Source organism: Cellulophaga sp. 3_MG-2023 (genome assembly GCF_030546975.1).
Lineage (GTDB): Bacteria > Bacteroidota > Bacteroidia > Flavobacteriales > Flavobacteriaceae > Cellulophaga.
This window is the reverse complement of sequence record NZ_JAUOPS010000003.1, coordinates 292,530-305,814: the sequence shown is the minus strand read 5'-3', so window position 1 is coordinate 305,814 and position 13,285 is coordinate 292,530. Positions and strand designations below refer to the sequence as shown.

Sequence of the window (13,285 nt, the reverse complement as noted above, 5' to 3'; positions counted from 1 at the left end):
ACTTATGATAAAAAATTTTGTTTACCTATTTGCTTTAGTTACAATAATAGGCTGTTCTAATGACGACGATACTAACAGCGAAAAAGACATAGAGCTTTTAATAGGAAAATGGCAAATTACAGAGAAGTCTGTAAACGGTACTAAAGTAACACTATCTTCTTGTGAGTCTTTAGATACAGATGAGTACTTACAAGACGGAAACCTAATAAAATTATACTCGGAGCCAGACCAACAAAGCACTAGTGGCTGTAAACAGTTTGAAGACAACTCTGGAAGTTGGGAAAAAATTAAAGATTCTGAATATAGAGTTATATCTGATGACGGAGATATTAACGAAGTAAGAACCATTGTTTTTTCTATGGAAAACAACATACACACTGCTTCATTTTCTGAAACATACCAAGATTCCAACGGTAATGACCAAATAGAAAATTACACTATAAAATATACCAGAGTAAAATAAGACCTTACCCTTAAAAAAAACTAACCAAAATTACAACCAAAAAAAAATGAATTTCTTTAAAACACTCCTAATAATATTATCAATTATTTTATTAGAAAGTTGTGCTTCTGGCTATAAAACATTGGAGCTAAATTCTATGAGATACTTAGGTACAAATGTAACTGATAGTATAAAATTTGATTACAGATATAATTTACTAAGTAAGAAATATGCTAAAAAAGAAATAAAAAAAGGGATTAAAGTTATAGCAGTAAAAATTACCAACAATTCAAGTAAAGATTTAGTCTTTGGAGAAGACGTTAAATTAACCCAGGCAAATGGCACTGAGATTTATGTTATGGACAACGAGTATGTTTACGAATCTCTAAAACAGAGTCCGGCTTCTTATTTGTGGTATTTATTTTTAACCCCATTAAATTTGTACACCACTAGTACAGAAACAACTAGAAATGGCTATACCCGAGAAAACACTAATTCTATTCCTATTGGTTTAGCTATAGGGCCTGGTCTTGCAGGTGGCAATATGATTGCCGCAAGTTCTGCTAACAAAAAATTTAAACAAGATCTGTTAACTTACAGCATAAACGGAACTGTACTTAAAAAAGGAGAAACAACATACGGTTTAATTGGTATAGAAAGTAAATATAAAAATGCGCTAAAATTAATACTAAACTCTAGCAAGCCACAAGAAATAAATAACTAGAATATTTTAGTATAGCACACGGTAAAACATCACTCTTAAGCAACACTCATATAATTGTTAAAGGCACTACTACTAAAAATTAGTACCTTTAAAATAAAAAGCAACTATGAGCCTTAACTTAAAAGAAAAAGCAATTGCATTTTACAAAACTGCATATTTGGGCAACCCTAAAAAAGCGGTAGAATTATATGTTGGTGACCAGTATATACAACACAACCCAGACGTAGAAAATGGTACCGCTGGTTTTATAGCGTATTTTGAGCGTATGCAGACAGAATACCCAGACAAAAGCATTGAGTTTGTTAGAGCCATTACAGAGGGTAACCTTGTAGCTTTACACACGCACCAAACGTGGCCCGGTAACGACCAATACGTTACTATGGATTTTTTTAGATTTGACCAGAACGGCAAAATTGTAGAGCACTGGGATGCTATACAGCAAATACCCAAAGCATCTAAAAACCCAAATACAATGTACTAATACTCCTAATTTTATGCGTATTAGCTAAAAAAACTACACAAAAGTACTTTTACAAAAATAGCTCCGTTATAAATTTTAACCAGTTTTAAGTATAGGCTTAAAACAAATAACCTTAACCAAATTTATAACCTTATGGACGGACTAAGAGTACTCTTATTAGTAGCAGGTGTCATTATTTTACTTATTAATTTTTTTATCAATTCTGGAAACATTATTAAAATAGTTAAATACTGTTTTCAAACAAACTCCATTGCCAATTATTGGGATCTAATTTTTAAAAGCTGCTTTAGCGGACGAGCAATTATATCGTCTTTAATAGGTCTTATTTTAGCAATCATCATTTTTATAATTATTACTCCAATTATTTTAATTAGAAGCGCAATAGGAACCAAAAAAGTAAATAATTTATTAGACGAAGGTTTATTTTTTCAGTATCAAGAAGCTTACCAAGTACAAGAAAACCTTACCTTTAAAACCAACATTAACCATGAACTAAATATAAATATGCCAGCAGTTAATGTGTCTGGTAAACTTAGAGTTGATGCTATTATTGCCATTAGTGAAATAACAAAGGAGTACGAAGCCAAAGGTATAAAATGCGAATATAAGGTAATGCATAAATTACCATTAGAAAACAAAACTGAAGCATTAATACCTTTGTTTTTAACAGTAGATAGCCAAGAGATTCCTACATACTTTATTTACACACCAACACACGTACAGCAGTATAAAAAAATACGAAATAAACTATATACAGCGGGTTACAAAAAGACCATTTATTTTTCTACCATTCAATTTTAAAAACAACAACAAATGACAAAAAAAGTTCTTATCTGTATTGCCCTAGGATTATGCTCTAAGCTAACATTAGCACAAGATGTAAATTTGTTTGTAAATGATATTAAAGAGGAAAGACATTTAGAGTCTGATAAAAGTTTTGTAGAACTTACCGCTTTAATTAAAGGTATTAAGGTTGATGAGTTTAACCAAGTAAAAATAAAATCTATCACTAGCGCATCTGCAGATGATGGTAGCACGTTACAAAAAAAGGAAAGCTTTTTTGGAGATGACTATAGCAATAATAACGAACTAGATTTTAAGCTTGAAGCACCAACGCGTAAAGCCACTAATTTGGTTAATATAGAAGGTGTTTTAAAATATTTTAGTCCTACAGAAGCTAATGGAGGGAAAGTAGTAGTTAAAAATCCGCTTAACTACTACAATAAAAATTTACTTAGTAAAAAATACAAAGACGTTAAAGTTACCTTAGTAGACAAAGCTGCTTTAGAAAAACTTAAAGAAAAAGATGAAAAAGAGTACCAAAAAAAGCTTGAAGAGTTAAAAGAGTCTGGAGTAATAGCAGAAGGTATGGCAGAAACTGTTGATGCTTTTAAACAGTTTTTTGATGGTTTTGGAAGCTTTGGAAATGAAAACGCATTGTCTTTCTATGTAGAAGATCCTGACGAGAAAATTGTTGAAATTTTAATTTACAATGCTGATGGTGAAAAAATGAATTACGGCAGTAGTAAGTATGGCTCACATAAGCTTAGTATTAGCTTAAAAGAAGAAGCACAGCCTAATTGGACTATAGAAATTTTAGTAGAAAGCGAACAGGCTTTAAAAGAACTAAAATTTAAAATTACAAGTGTTTTGTTACCATAAACTCACTACAATACTAGAGTAATTACAACTACTCTAGTATTGTTACCCAAATAACAGCATCATTACCAACCTCATCTACAACAGTAATTTTGTGTACTCCTGGTTTTGGCAAAATAGCTATTTCATGAAATGTTGTCGTTTGCTTTACAAACCTATCATCTAAATACCAAAAAACTTTAGTCTTAGATTTTGCATGTGCTAATTTTAAAACAAGCTCATTAGTTTCTCCTTCAAAATTTTTAGGCAAGGTTATTTTTGCGCCACTTTTAGGATAAATAAACTCCATTACCTTGGCGTTTTCCGTTTTACAATCTACTCTAAAATCTGGTAACGTTTTATAGGTTACATTGGTTTTTTTATAATAAAACTCTTGCAACGGAGGCAAAACAAACCAAGGCTTTGTAACCATATTTTCTACTAACTCACAAGACGTATTTACCTGAAACTGTTGCTTAGCATCTAAATGTACTAGCTTATGGTACGGACAAGCTTTTACATAGTTTTGCTTAGCAGGTATGTTTATTTTTTTAGCCGGACAATTGGGTGTTGCTAAATAACCACTATTAGCACAAACATCTACCTCTGTAAACTCATCTAAAGGCTGCAAAAACCAATTTGTTTTGGGTAACACGTTAAAAACATCAAACAAAATAGGTGCTGCACTAGAAACTCCTGTTATATTTGGTCTTCCCTCACCATCTGCATTACCAACCCAAACACCAACTACTTGGTCTTTTGTAACGCCAATTGCCCAAGCATCTTTGTTTCCAAAACTAGTACCGGTTTTCCAAGCTATTTGCTTAGATGAGTCATAAAACTCCCAGGATTCTTGTCCTTCTGGTCTGTTTACCTCTTTCATTGCTTCAAAAGTGAGGTACATACTTGCTGCATCAAAAATTGTTTTTTGGTTAGATTTTTCTCCAAAATCTACTTTTGCATTAGCCTTTAAAATAGGTTCTGCAAATTCTTTTGTAAAATACTCACTAGAGGTTGCATTAAAATGATTTACCGTAGATGCCATAGATGCATAGGTTTTACATAAATCCCACAAGCTACTTTCTGCGCCTCCTAAAATTAATGTTAACCCATAATGATCTGCAGATTTGTTTATTCCTTTTAAATTAAACAGATCTAACTGGTCTCTAAATTTCTGTAATCCGTAAGATTGTAACAACCTAACCGCAGGTATATTTAAAGACCTTGCCAATGCTTTTTTAGCCTCTACAGCACCACTAAAATCTTCATTAAAATTTTGCGGCGAATACCCTGCTATTTGTGTAGGCACATCTGCAACTAACATATCTGGTAACAACTCACCGGCATCTAACATTGCAGTATATAATAATGGTTTTATGGTACTACCTGTACTACGTGTAGCTTGTACCATATCTACATCTTTTTGGTGATTTTTATCTGTTTTAGTATTGCCTACATATGCCATAACTTTACGCGTATGCACGTCTAAAACTAAAACCGCTGCATTAAAAACCTGATTCTGTTTTAAGTGCGAATAATGTTTTTGAACTACAGCATTTACACTTGTTTGCAAAGGCGCATTAATACTACTTACTATACGTTCTCCTTTATGTTTTTTTGATATGTGTGTTACCAAATGCTGAGCAGTTTGTGGCAAAGCATATGGTTTTTGAGGCAACTCTTCTAATAAGGCTAAATTGTATGTTGTTTCATCAATTATATCCTTATCTAAAAGTTTACGTAGTAATTTGTTTCTTTTTACTAATAAACGTTGCTGATTTTTACCAGGGTATATTAAACTAGGTGCATTGGGTAAAACAGCTAAAGTTGCCGTTTCTGCCCATGATAATTGATGAGATTTTAATCCAAAATAACGCCATGAAGCTACTTCTAACCCAACCACATTACCTCCGTAAGGTGCGTTGCTAGCATACATTTTTAATATTTCTTCTTTGCTTTCTCTAAACTCCAACCGAGTAGCCCAAATAAGTTCTACCAGTTTTTCTGCATAAGACCTGCTCTTTCCTTTACGTGCTAAACGTATAACTTGCTGTGTAATGGTACTACCGCCACGTACTGTTTTACCAGCTTTTATATTTTGCCCAACAGCTTTTACTATAGAAACCGGATTAAACCCAATGTGGTTGTAAAAATGTGCATCTTCAAACTGTAGTAAACAATGCTCAAACTTTTTTGGAATACTATCTACCTCCGGAAAACGCCATTGACCATCACTAGCTATTTGCGCCCCTAAAAGCACCCCTTCTGCACTTTCTACAACGGTTGCTGTTGGCGCTTTAAAAAGTTGCTTGGGCAAGCAAAAATAATAGGCAATAAGCAGTACTGTTACAACTATACTTTTTTTAGGATGCTTAGCTAAAAACCTACCAACACGCGTATGTTTTAGTTTATTTAAAAAACTCATACTCGCGCTCTACTTTACAAATTCGTACTTTAAACCAAGTATACCATTCTTTACGCCCCTTCTCTTGTGCTAATTTATGGTCTGTTTGTTTTTTCCAGTTGGCAATAGCTTCTAAACTGCTCCAATAACTTACGGTAATACCTACAGATTCTCTAGCGCTTTCTATACCTATAAAACCAGCTTGCTCTTTAGCCAGTTCTTCCATTTGAGTCGCCATTTGGTTATAGCCGCTATCTTCTTCTATTTTGGTTGATGTAAAAATTACTGCGTAATAGGGTGTAGTATTCATCATTATTATTAAAATTACTTTAGCAACATCAACCTAAAAACTTATTCTATATATTGTTTTTCTATAAAGTAGTTTACTAGTGCTTCTTTCATTAAAACACTTTGCTCACCTGCTTTTAATGTTGGTAGCTCTTCTTTTATTGTATAGTGTGGCCATCCGTCTTCATCAAACATTTCAAATTCATAATACCCATAAGGTTCTAACAACCTACAGATGGCAATATGCATTAAATTTATTTTCTCGTCCTTTTTATATTTAGCGTGTGGTTTTCCTAATTCTTGTATGCCAACCAAGTATATAATTGCATCTAGCTCTAGAACATCACCGTCTGCAAATTGCGCAGATAGTTTTTCTACTAAAACTGTCCATCTCTCTTTTAGTTCTGTATCTCTTGACATTGTTATAGTTACAAATTGATTCTATTTTCTTCTGTTTTTTATAAAGATGTAAAGGTACAAATCAATATCCTATATTTGTAAAAACACTTGAAAATGAATTTTTTAGACATTATACTAGGAATACTACTAATTTGGGGACTTTACAAAGGCGTTAAAAACGGACTTTTAGTAGAGTTAGCTTCCCTTATTGCTTTAATTGCTGGTATTTATGCTGCTATTCATTTCTCTTATATTATTGGCAACTACCTTACTGAAAAATGGGAATGGAACCAAAGTACTATTCATATTTCTTCTTCTATTTTAACGTTTATTGTTGTTGTACTTATTATTAATTTAGTGGGCAAATTACTTACCAAAGTAGCAAATGCCGTTATGCTTGGATCTTTAAACAGTATAGCAGGCGGACTATTTGGGGCTTTAAAAGTTGCTGTTATTATTGGTGGTCTACTTCTTTTTTTAGATAAGGCCAACCAAAATTTACAAATTGTAAAAGAAGAAACTATAGAGAGCTCTACGCTGTATACACCTATAAAAACTATTGGTGAACTGGTATTTGCTTTTGTTTTAGAAGAAACCCAAACCGAGGAATCTACTACAGAAACACTTTAAATAATTTACTTTTTAGACATAAAAAAAGCGCCTAAGTTGTACTTAGACGCTCTAAGTTTTATTGACTTTTATTAATTTTTAGTGTACATATAAGTCACCTCTGCTTCTACAATTTTATTGTTTACATCTCTAAGGTTTGCCCTACTTGTTATTGTAAAATTTGTAGCATCATCATCTAGTTCTATTTGTGAACTAAAAATAGTGCACACACTAGAGAAACTCAACACATTACCTAGCAACTGCCACGTACCTGATATATCACTTTGCTGCTCACAATCTGTTTCGGTTAACCCTTGCTTAAAAGTAAAACTTCTATCTGTATTAAAATTATATTTAGCATCATTTAAACAGTCAGAACTTTGCACAAAAATATCTTGTAAAGGGTTGTCCTCTTCATCATCTGTTAAGTCTACCGCTTCGCTAGACTCTACTGCTGTTAACACCCAAGCACCTTGCAAAACAGTTTCATCTTCATTTAACTCTCCTGTATAATCACTAGCACAAGTTGCTCCATTATCATCAGACGAGCAATTCAAGAATAAAATACCAAGCAAACTAACACAAGCTAATTTTAATTTCATAGTTCTAATTTTAAATTATTATATACTAATTAGAACCTAAAATCTTAAAAAGGTTGCGTAGAAGTTGTACTTATTTTACAACCTCTACCCAACGTCCTTTTGTGCGTACTACATAATCACTATCATACATTGCCTCTGCCTGTACTCCTGGTAAATAATACGTTCCTAAGTAAGATGCGTTTAATAATATTCTAAAGCTTTTTGTTTGATTATCTTTTAAATCAAAATAGAAATTAGCTCTATCATCACGCAAATCTGTATAAGTAACATTATTTTCTGCAAAGTTCCCAAAGTCTGTAAAACGAGTATTTACAATTTCCCATCCACTAGGAAAAATTTCTGTTAATGCTACATCTTCAATTTTAGTATTTGTTGTATTTTTAAGTACAACCTCAGCTACAAAATCTGTTCCTTGTTGTATTTGTGATGCATCTATAACACTACCGTTTCTAGACTTGTAAACTACAGTTACATTTAAGTTATTTTGTACCGTTTTTTCTTCGCCTACTGGCAACTTACCGCTATTAACTAAAGTTACATAAAGCGTATTACCTTCATTATTTTTAATATCTATAGTATTGCTTCCGTTTTTAATAGAAAGCGCTCTATTTGCTAACGTTTTGCTTGTGCTAACTTTATCGCTTTTACCATTTACTTTTATAGTTGCTTTTATGCCTTTACCGCCAACTAAATCTGCAAATTTAGCTATTGCAAGTAAGCTGTACGCTGTACTCTGTGTGCTCATATATGCATCACTATTTAAAGCTTCTGCAACTTCTTTAGCCAACTGCTGAGACGTTTGCTTATTTTGCATAACAACCATAGTTTCTAACGCCATTGCTTTGTTACGCTCGGCAGAACCATACGTATTATAATTATGCTTGCTATTATTAAAGTCTAATGTTGCACTGTTCATTAATTTTACAGCTACTGCTTTCTGACCAATAAGTGCGTACGCTGCTGCTAGTCTTAATTTAGATTGGTTAGACAAGTCTTTTGTTTCTTGTAACCTGTTCATAGACGCAACATCTGCACTACCAGCTAAAGCTAGTGTATACAAACGGTATGCTTGTGGCAACAATGTATACCTACCACTACTTCTGTACTGCTTAGCTACGTTTTTCTGGTATGTAATCCATTTAGATTTAAAACCTATTGGTAATACAAAACCTCTTTTTTCAGCCTCTAACATAAAGTGACCAGCGTAGGTTGTTCCCCAATCATTAGCTCTAGACTGACCTGGCCAATAAGACAAGCCTCCGTTAGACGTTTGAAAACCTGCTAAACGGTTTATAGCCATTTCTACATTTTTCTGTACTTGTTGTTTTTTAGCTTTAGGCATATCAAAAATATCTGCTAAAAATAACTGAGGGAAAGCACCAGATGTAGTTTGCTCTACGCAACCGTGTGGGTAACGAATTAAGTATTGCATTCTACCATTAAAATTCATTGGTGGCAATGTAGATAGTTCTATTGACGCTGTATTTGTACCAGCAACACCAAATGTCTCTAAATTAATAGTTTTTCTACTGTTAGGGTCTATTATATAGTTTGATGCGTCTGCCGTAACAGGATTAGGATTTACAACATCTATTGGAATCTCAAAAGATGCTTTTTCTCCATTACCTGAAGCCTCTACAACCACCTTACCTATGCCCTTAAAGTCTGATACTTTTAGGACAAAGTATGCCATTTTCTCATCCGGAGTATCAAACCTTAACGATTTGCTATTACCGGCCTCAATAGTAAATGCCTTATTTTCTTTAATTTTTATTTTTACGTTTTTAACCTTTTTCTCCATAGCAAAAACAGTAACTGGTAATATTACAGATTCACCAGGTGTCATTTTGCGTGGTAATGATGCTAAAATCATTAATGGTTTACGTACAGGCGTAGTTTTCTCTTGGCTACCGTATGCTTCTTTCTCTGCATCTGCTGCAACAACCATAGTCCTAACAGAACCTACATATTTAGGTATTTTAATTTTATGCGCTTTAGTTTCTCCTTTTTCTAATTTAAACGGACCTAAATGCACAACCATAGGCTCAAACCTATTTGCTTTTTTATTTTTAGCACCTGCTAATTCATCATCACCACCAATTGCAAATACCTGATTTATTCTACCACCAAAAGCACCAATAACATCATCATAAATATCCCAAGTTTTTACTCCCAATGCTTCATTGGCATAAAAAGTTCCCCAAGGGTTTGGTGTTTTAAACCTAGTTAAATCTAATAAACCTTCATCTACAATAGCAATAGTATACGTCATTGCCTTGCCTTCTTTTTCGCTTACCTCAACACTAATTGTTTCCTCTGGCCTAAGCACATCTGGCATATCAATTTCTGGCTCTAGCTTTGTTTCTTTATTTTCTACAGAAATTGGAATTACACCATACATACGTATAGGTAAATCATTTTGTGTAGATGCGTGTGGTTGCAATAATGAAATATGAATAAACACGTTTGGCGTGTACTCTTTGGTCATAGGTATAGTAAATTTAGTTTCTCCTTTTTGAGTTTCTACCCAAAGAGATTCTAACACCTCGCTACCATTTTCTACTGTTACTAACGCTCTACCATTTTCTGAACTAGGAAAAGTAAAGGTTGCTGTTTCGCCAACGTTGTATTTTTCTTTATCTGATGAAAATAATAACATTGTAGCCGCAGACGGATCGTTCTTTTTAGACTTACCTGCCCAACCTGGCCAATCTATATAAACAGCTTTACCTGTTGCGTGCCCGCCATTTTCATCTTCAACTCTTACTAAATATCTACCCCAGTCTGGGTATTTTAATTCAAACTCAAAATTACCTTTTCCTTTAGAGTTTGTGCTAATTGTAGTTTCATATACTTTATTCCTATAACCACTATTTCCGTAGTGTGTAAGGTTGTCCTCTGAAGTCTCCCACCACCAACGCCATTGTATTTTGTATATGGCTACTTTTAAGTTTTTAGCTGCTTTTGGTTTACCATCTTGGTCTACAGAAACAACCTCAAAATTATGTTTTACATCTGTTAGTAACATCCCCTTAGACTTATCACCTTTTGGTACATTAAGACCAATATATGTTTGGTAAGGAGAATATTCTTTTGTGAAAACATCGGTACTAAAATCTCCCCCGTTTTCATATACCTTAGTTACAAAAGCTGCCTGTAACATTCCTGGAGGGTTACTTTCTAACTGCGGATTTATAGAGAATTTTGCTTTACCCTCTTCATTTATTTTACCATTGTAAACAACTTGTTCTTCTGCAGAAAATGCTCTACTTGGGTCATCAAAAATAAACCCTGGGTAGTTTTTAAAAGTAGTTACTTTGGTATTAAACTTAGCTGCAATATCTGTATTTAAATTTTTTGCAACTGCACCGTGCAACCATTTAACTTCCATTGTTCCGCTTATAGGATTGCCTCCTTTAAGAATACCAGCTCCAAAATCGTTCTTAATTTTTAAACGATTTGGTTTTATTGTTTCAATTTTTATAGTTTTTGTAAACTGAGCCCCACCTACAGACACTCTTGCCAACCAGTCTCCTGTTGGTGCTTCTTCATCTGTTTGTATTGGAAAATTATAAAAGTTATTTACACCAGATGTTTTAATTTCTCTGTGTACTATTTTACCGTAAGGATCTAACAATTCTAATTTTACAGGATGATTAGCAGGTAACTTATTAGCATTATCATTTAAAACAAATGACAAGTGCAACATATCTCCTGGACGCCAAACACCACGTTCTCCAAAAATATATCCTTTTATTCCTTTTTGTAATTTTACTCCGTTTACTTTAAACTTACTTACAGATAGTGCATTACCATCATTAAGTTTTACGTATGTTTTTTGACCTTTAAAATCTGCTACTGCAAAAAATGCAAGATGATCTGCATCATAAAAAGAAACTCCTTCTGCATTAGTAGTTACAGAGCCTAACTCTTGTTGTTGGTAATTGTAAAATGTAACTTTTGCTCCAGAGATTGGTTTGGTTGTAATTAAATCTGCTACAGCTACAAAATAATTTTTGTTTAATCCTTTTTTAACGGTAACACCAATATCTGTTGCTAATATATTTACACCTACTTTTTTATTTACGTAGTATGATGTATGACAAGGATTTTCTCTCTCGCTCCAACTATAACTATTGTCGTAATAGCTTTCTGCATTATCCCAATAACTACTTTCTGTTTCCTCATCAAAAGACTCCTCTTTTTCTTCTTCATCAGAAAAATTAGTATCATCACAAGAGTATAAACTATATTGTGGTTTAAATGAAAACTCTACTCTATAAATAGCGCCTTTCTCTGGCGTAATTAAGCTTGTTAAATCTAACGCGTGCGCTTGCCACTTACCATTATTCACGGTAAGCTCATTTATTAACTCTAATTTTTTACCTGCAATTGGTCTTGCAACTCTTCTTAACTGGTTGTTTCCATTTAATTCTGATACTTGTAAAAACTGTAGGACATTGTTTTCATAAATACGAAAAACTTTTACATCTACAGCGCTTAAGTTTACAGCTTCAAAATTTACTTTTAAGTTTGTAGATGTTGGTAAAATAGATCCGTTAGACAATACTCTAACTTGTGGCTTAATCTCCTCAAAAGCAATACGCTCTGTAAACTTCTTTTTTAATTTCTGACCATCATTTCTTTGTATTCCATCAAAAATCTCTAATAAAACAGAACCAGAATGCGATGTAGACGGGTATACATATAAAGTATTACCCTTAATAGAAAACTTAGGATTAGCATCATTCTCTATAACCACTAAACCTTTTAAATTTTGACCTTTTTTTAATGGATCAGAAAAATTGATTCTTACAACAGGACTTCCTGTTTGTCTTACGTCTACGTTTAATACTGAAAAATTATTTTTACCTGGTATTACAATATCAATTTTACCTTCTGTATCTATATCAAAAGATTTACCGTTGTATGTTAATACTAAATTTTCATCCTCTGCATACCTTCTAATACTATCTAACTTAAACTGAAACTGAGTTCCGCTTTTTGGTTGGTTGTTATATTTAAAAGCTAACTCTTTACCTTTATAAGTGGCTTTTGTTAATTTTTTTACCGTTTCTAAAGATAAATCATCTGCAGACCTAAGTTGTATATCTATATATTGATACTCTTTAGAGTATGCCTGCATTGGACTTAGCGTTACACTAAACTCTTGTTTAATTGTATTTACAGAAAACGCAAATTCTTCAAGATCCTCTGGAACATCTTTAAAAATTTCTTTTATATTTAATTCAAACGTATACTGAGTATCTTGTTTAAAAGCATCTTTAGGAGTAAAAACAATAGTTTTACTATTTACAGCTTTTAAGGTACCTGCTACATTAGGAGACACTTTTAGTATACCAGAATCTAAATCCTTACCGTTTTCCCAAGCCTCTACAGGTTGAGCTAAAATAATTTGCACAGGTGCTTTTGTAGATATAATACCATCTGTATATCCGGCTACATATTCTACATACTTAGCTGCAGACTCAGCATCTACAACGGTTGCCTTTTTTTTACACCCAAAAAACAGGGCTAGTATTAAAACAAAAAAGATTGACTTGGTTTTCATAAAAAATTAGTTTTGGTAAAAGTACAGATTATAATACGTAGAATACTCCCTGAAAACTGGGTAATATCCTGTTAAAAGCATTTTATTGTAATAGAACGTAATTATTTATCCTTTTGTTGCAACATT

Annotated in this window: 11 protein-coding genes; 6 read left to right on the top strand and 5 right to left on the bottom strand. The window is 33.0% G+C overall.

The window, feature by feature from the left end; all coding sequences use genetic code 11:
* The first annotated feature begins 4 nt into the window (after window positions 1–4).
* From Q4487_RS11020 to Q4487_RS11000, 5 genes are all read left to right on the top strand, one after another.
* A complete protein-coding gene (locus Q4487_RS11020) occupies window positions 5–463 on the top strand; it encodes a hypothetical protein (protein ID WP_303542007.1) in 459 nt (152 codons plus the stop codon).
* Between the two features lie 46 nt (window positions 464–509).
* Complete coding sequence (locus tag Q4487_RS11015; RefSeq protein ID WP_303542008.1) at window positions 510–1,166, top strand: hypothetical protein; 657 nt, start codon at window positions 510–512, stop codon at window positions 1,164–1,166.
* A 106-nt stretch (window positions 1,167–1,272) separates the two neighbouring features.
* On the top strand, window positions 1,273–1,647 hold the full coding sequence (locus Q4487_RS11010; protein ID WP_100894599.1) for a nuclear transport factor 2 family protein: 375 nt from the start codon (window positions 1,273–1,275) through the stop codon (window positions 1,645–1,647).
* Window positions 1,648–1,779: 132 nt separating this feature from the next.
* The gene (locus Q4487_RS11005; protein ID WP_303542009.1) at window positions 1,780–2,448 is read left to right on the top strand and encodes a hypothetical protein; all 669 of its coding nucleotides are present in this window, start codon (window positions 1,780–1,782) and stop codon (window positions 2,446–2,448) included.
* 12 nt (window positions 2,449–2,460) lie between these two features.
* A complete protein-coding gene (locus Q4487_RS11000; RefSeq protein ID WP_303542010.1) occupies window positions 2,461–3,309 on the top strand; it encodes a hypothetical protein in 849 nt (282 codons plus the stop codon).
* A 28-nt stretch (window positions 3,310–3,337) separates the two neighbouring features.
* Here Q4487_RS11000 and pbpC read toward each other — a convergent pair whose 3' ends face one another.
* The 3 genes from pbpC to Q4487_RS10985 are packed head-to-tail and all read right to left on the bottom strand — an operon-like array spanning window position 3,338 to window position 6,397.
* Window positions 3,338–5,710, bottom strand: a complete 2,373-nt coding sequence (pbpC, locus tag Q4487_RS10995) for a penicillin-binding protein 1C (RefSeq protein WP_100894596.1) — start codon at window positions 5,708–5,710, stop codon at window positions 3,338–3,340.
* The gene (locus Q4487_RS10990) at window positions 5,694–6,002 is read right to left on the bottom strand and encodes an antibiotic biosynthesis monooxygenase (RefSeq protein WP_100894595.1); all 309 of its coding nucleotides are present in this window, start codon (window positions 6,000–6,002) and stop codon (window positions 5,694–5,696) included. Before Q4487_RS10990 ends, pbpC begins: the two co-directional genes overlap by 17 nt.
* Window positions 6,003–6,040: 38 nt before the next feature.
* The gene (locus tag Q4487_RS10985; RefSeq protein WP_100894594.1) at window positions 6,041–6,397 is read right to left on the bottom strand and encodes a hypothetical protein; all 357 of its coding nucleotides are present in this window, start codon (window positions 6,395–6,397) and stop codon (window positions 6,041–6,043) included.
* A gap of 93 nt (window positions 6,398–6,490) precedes the next feature.
* Between Q4487_RS10985 and Q4487_RS10980 the strand changes: the two genes are divergently transcribed.
* Window positions 6,491–7,006 (top strand): CvpA family protein, encoded by a 516-nt coding sequence (locus Q4487_RS10980; RefSeq protein ID WP_303542012.1) that lies wholly within the window; start codon window positions 6,491–6,493, stop codon window positions 7,004–7,006.
* 71 nt (window positions 7,007–7,077) lie between these two features.
* Here Q4487_RS10980 and Q4487_RS10975 read toward each other — a convergent pair whose 3' ends face one another.
* Both Q4487_RS10975 and Q4487_RS10970 read right to left on the bottom strand, forming a co-directional pair.
* Entirely contained in the window at window positions 7,078–7,587 is a 510-nt protein-coding gene (locus Q4487_RS10975) for a DUF5004 domain-containing protein (protein WP_303542014.1), read from the bottom strand.
* Window positions 7,588–7,657: 70 nt separating this feature from the next.
* Window positions 7,658–13,159 (bottom strand): alpha-2-macroglobulin, encoded by a 5,502-nt coding sequence (locus Q4487_RS10970; protein ID WP_303542017.1) that lies wholly within the window; start codon window positions 13,157–13,159, stop codon window positions 7,658–7,660.
* Between the last annotated feature and the right edge of the window lie 126 nt (window positions 13,160–13,285).

What these genes read in the sequence shown, in the direction of transcription:
- Q4487_RS10985 (WP_100894594.1), bottom strand. Translation starts at nt 6,397, where the DNA reads ATGTCAAGAGATACAGAACTAAAAGAGAGATGGACAGTTTTAGTAGAA.
- Q4487_RS11010 (WP_100894599.1), top strand. Translation starts at nt 1,273, where the DNA reads ATGAGCCTTAACTTAAAAGAAAAAGCAATTGCATTTTACAAAACTGCA.
- Q4487_RS11005 (WP_303542009.1), top strand. Translation starts at nt 1,780, where the DNA reads ATGGACGGACTAAGAGTACTCTTATTAGTAGCAGGTGTCATTATTTTA.
- pbpC (WP_100894596.1), bottom strand. Translation starts at nt 5,710, where the DNA reads ATGAGTTTTTTAAATAAACTAAAACATACGCGTGTTGGTAGGTTTTTA.
- Q4487_RS11015 (WP_303542008.1), top strand. Translation starts at nt 510, where the DNA reads ATGAATTTCTTTAAAACACTCCTAATAATATTATCAATTATTTTATTA.
- Q4487_RS11000 (WP_303542010.1), top strand. Translation starts at nt 2,461, where the DNA reads ATGACAAAAAAAGTTCTTATCTGTATTGCCCTAGGATTATGCTCTAAG.
- Q4487_RS10975 (WP_303542014.1), bottom strand. Translation starts at nt 7,587, where the DNA reads ATGAAATTAAAATTAGCTTGTGTTAGTTTGCTTGGTATTTTATTCTTG.
- Q4487_RS10990 (WP_100894595.1), bottom strand. Translation starts at nt 6,002, where the DNA reads ATGATGAATACTACACCCTATTACGCAGTAATTTTTACATCAACCAAA.
- Q4487_RS10970 (WP_303542017.1), bottom strand. Translation starts at nt 13,159, where the DNA reads ATGAAAACCAAGTCAATCTTTTTTGTTTTAATACTAGCCCTGTTTTTT.
- Q4487_RS11020 (WP_303542007.1), top strand. Translation starts at nt 5, where the DNA reads ATGATAAAAAATTTTGTTTACCTATTTGCTTTAGTTACAATAATAGGC.
- Q4487_RS10980 (WP_303542012.1), top strand. Translation starts at nt 6,491, where the DNA reads ATGAATTTTTTAGACATTATACTAGGAATACTACTAATTTGGGGACTT.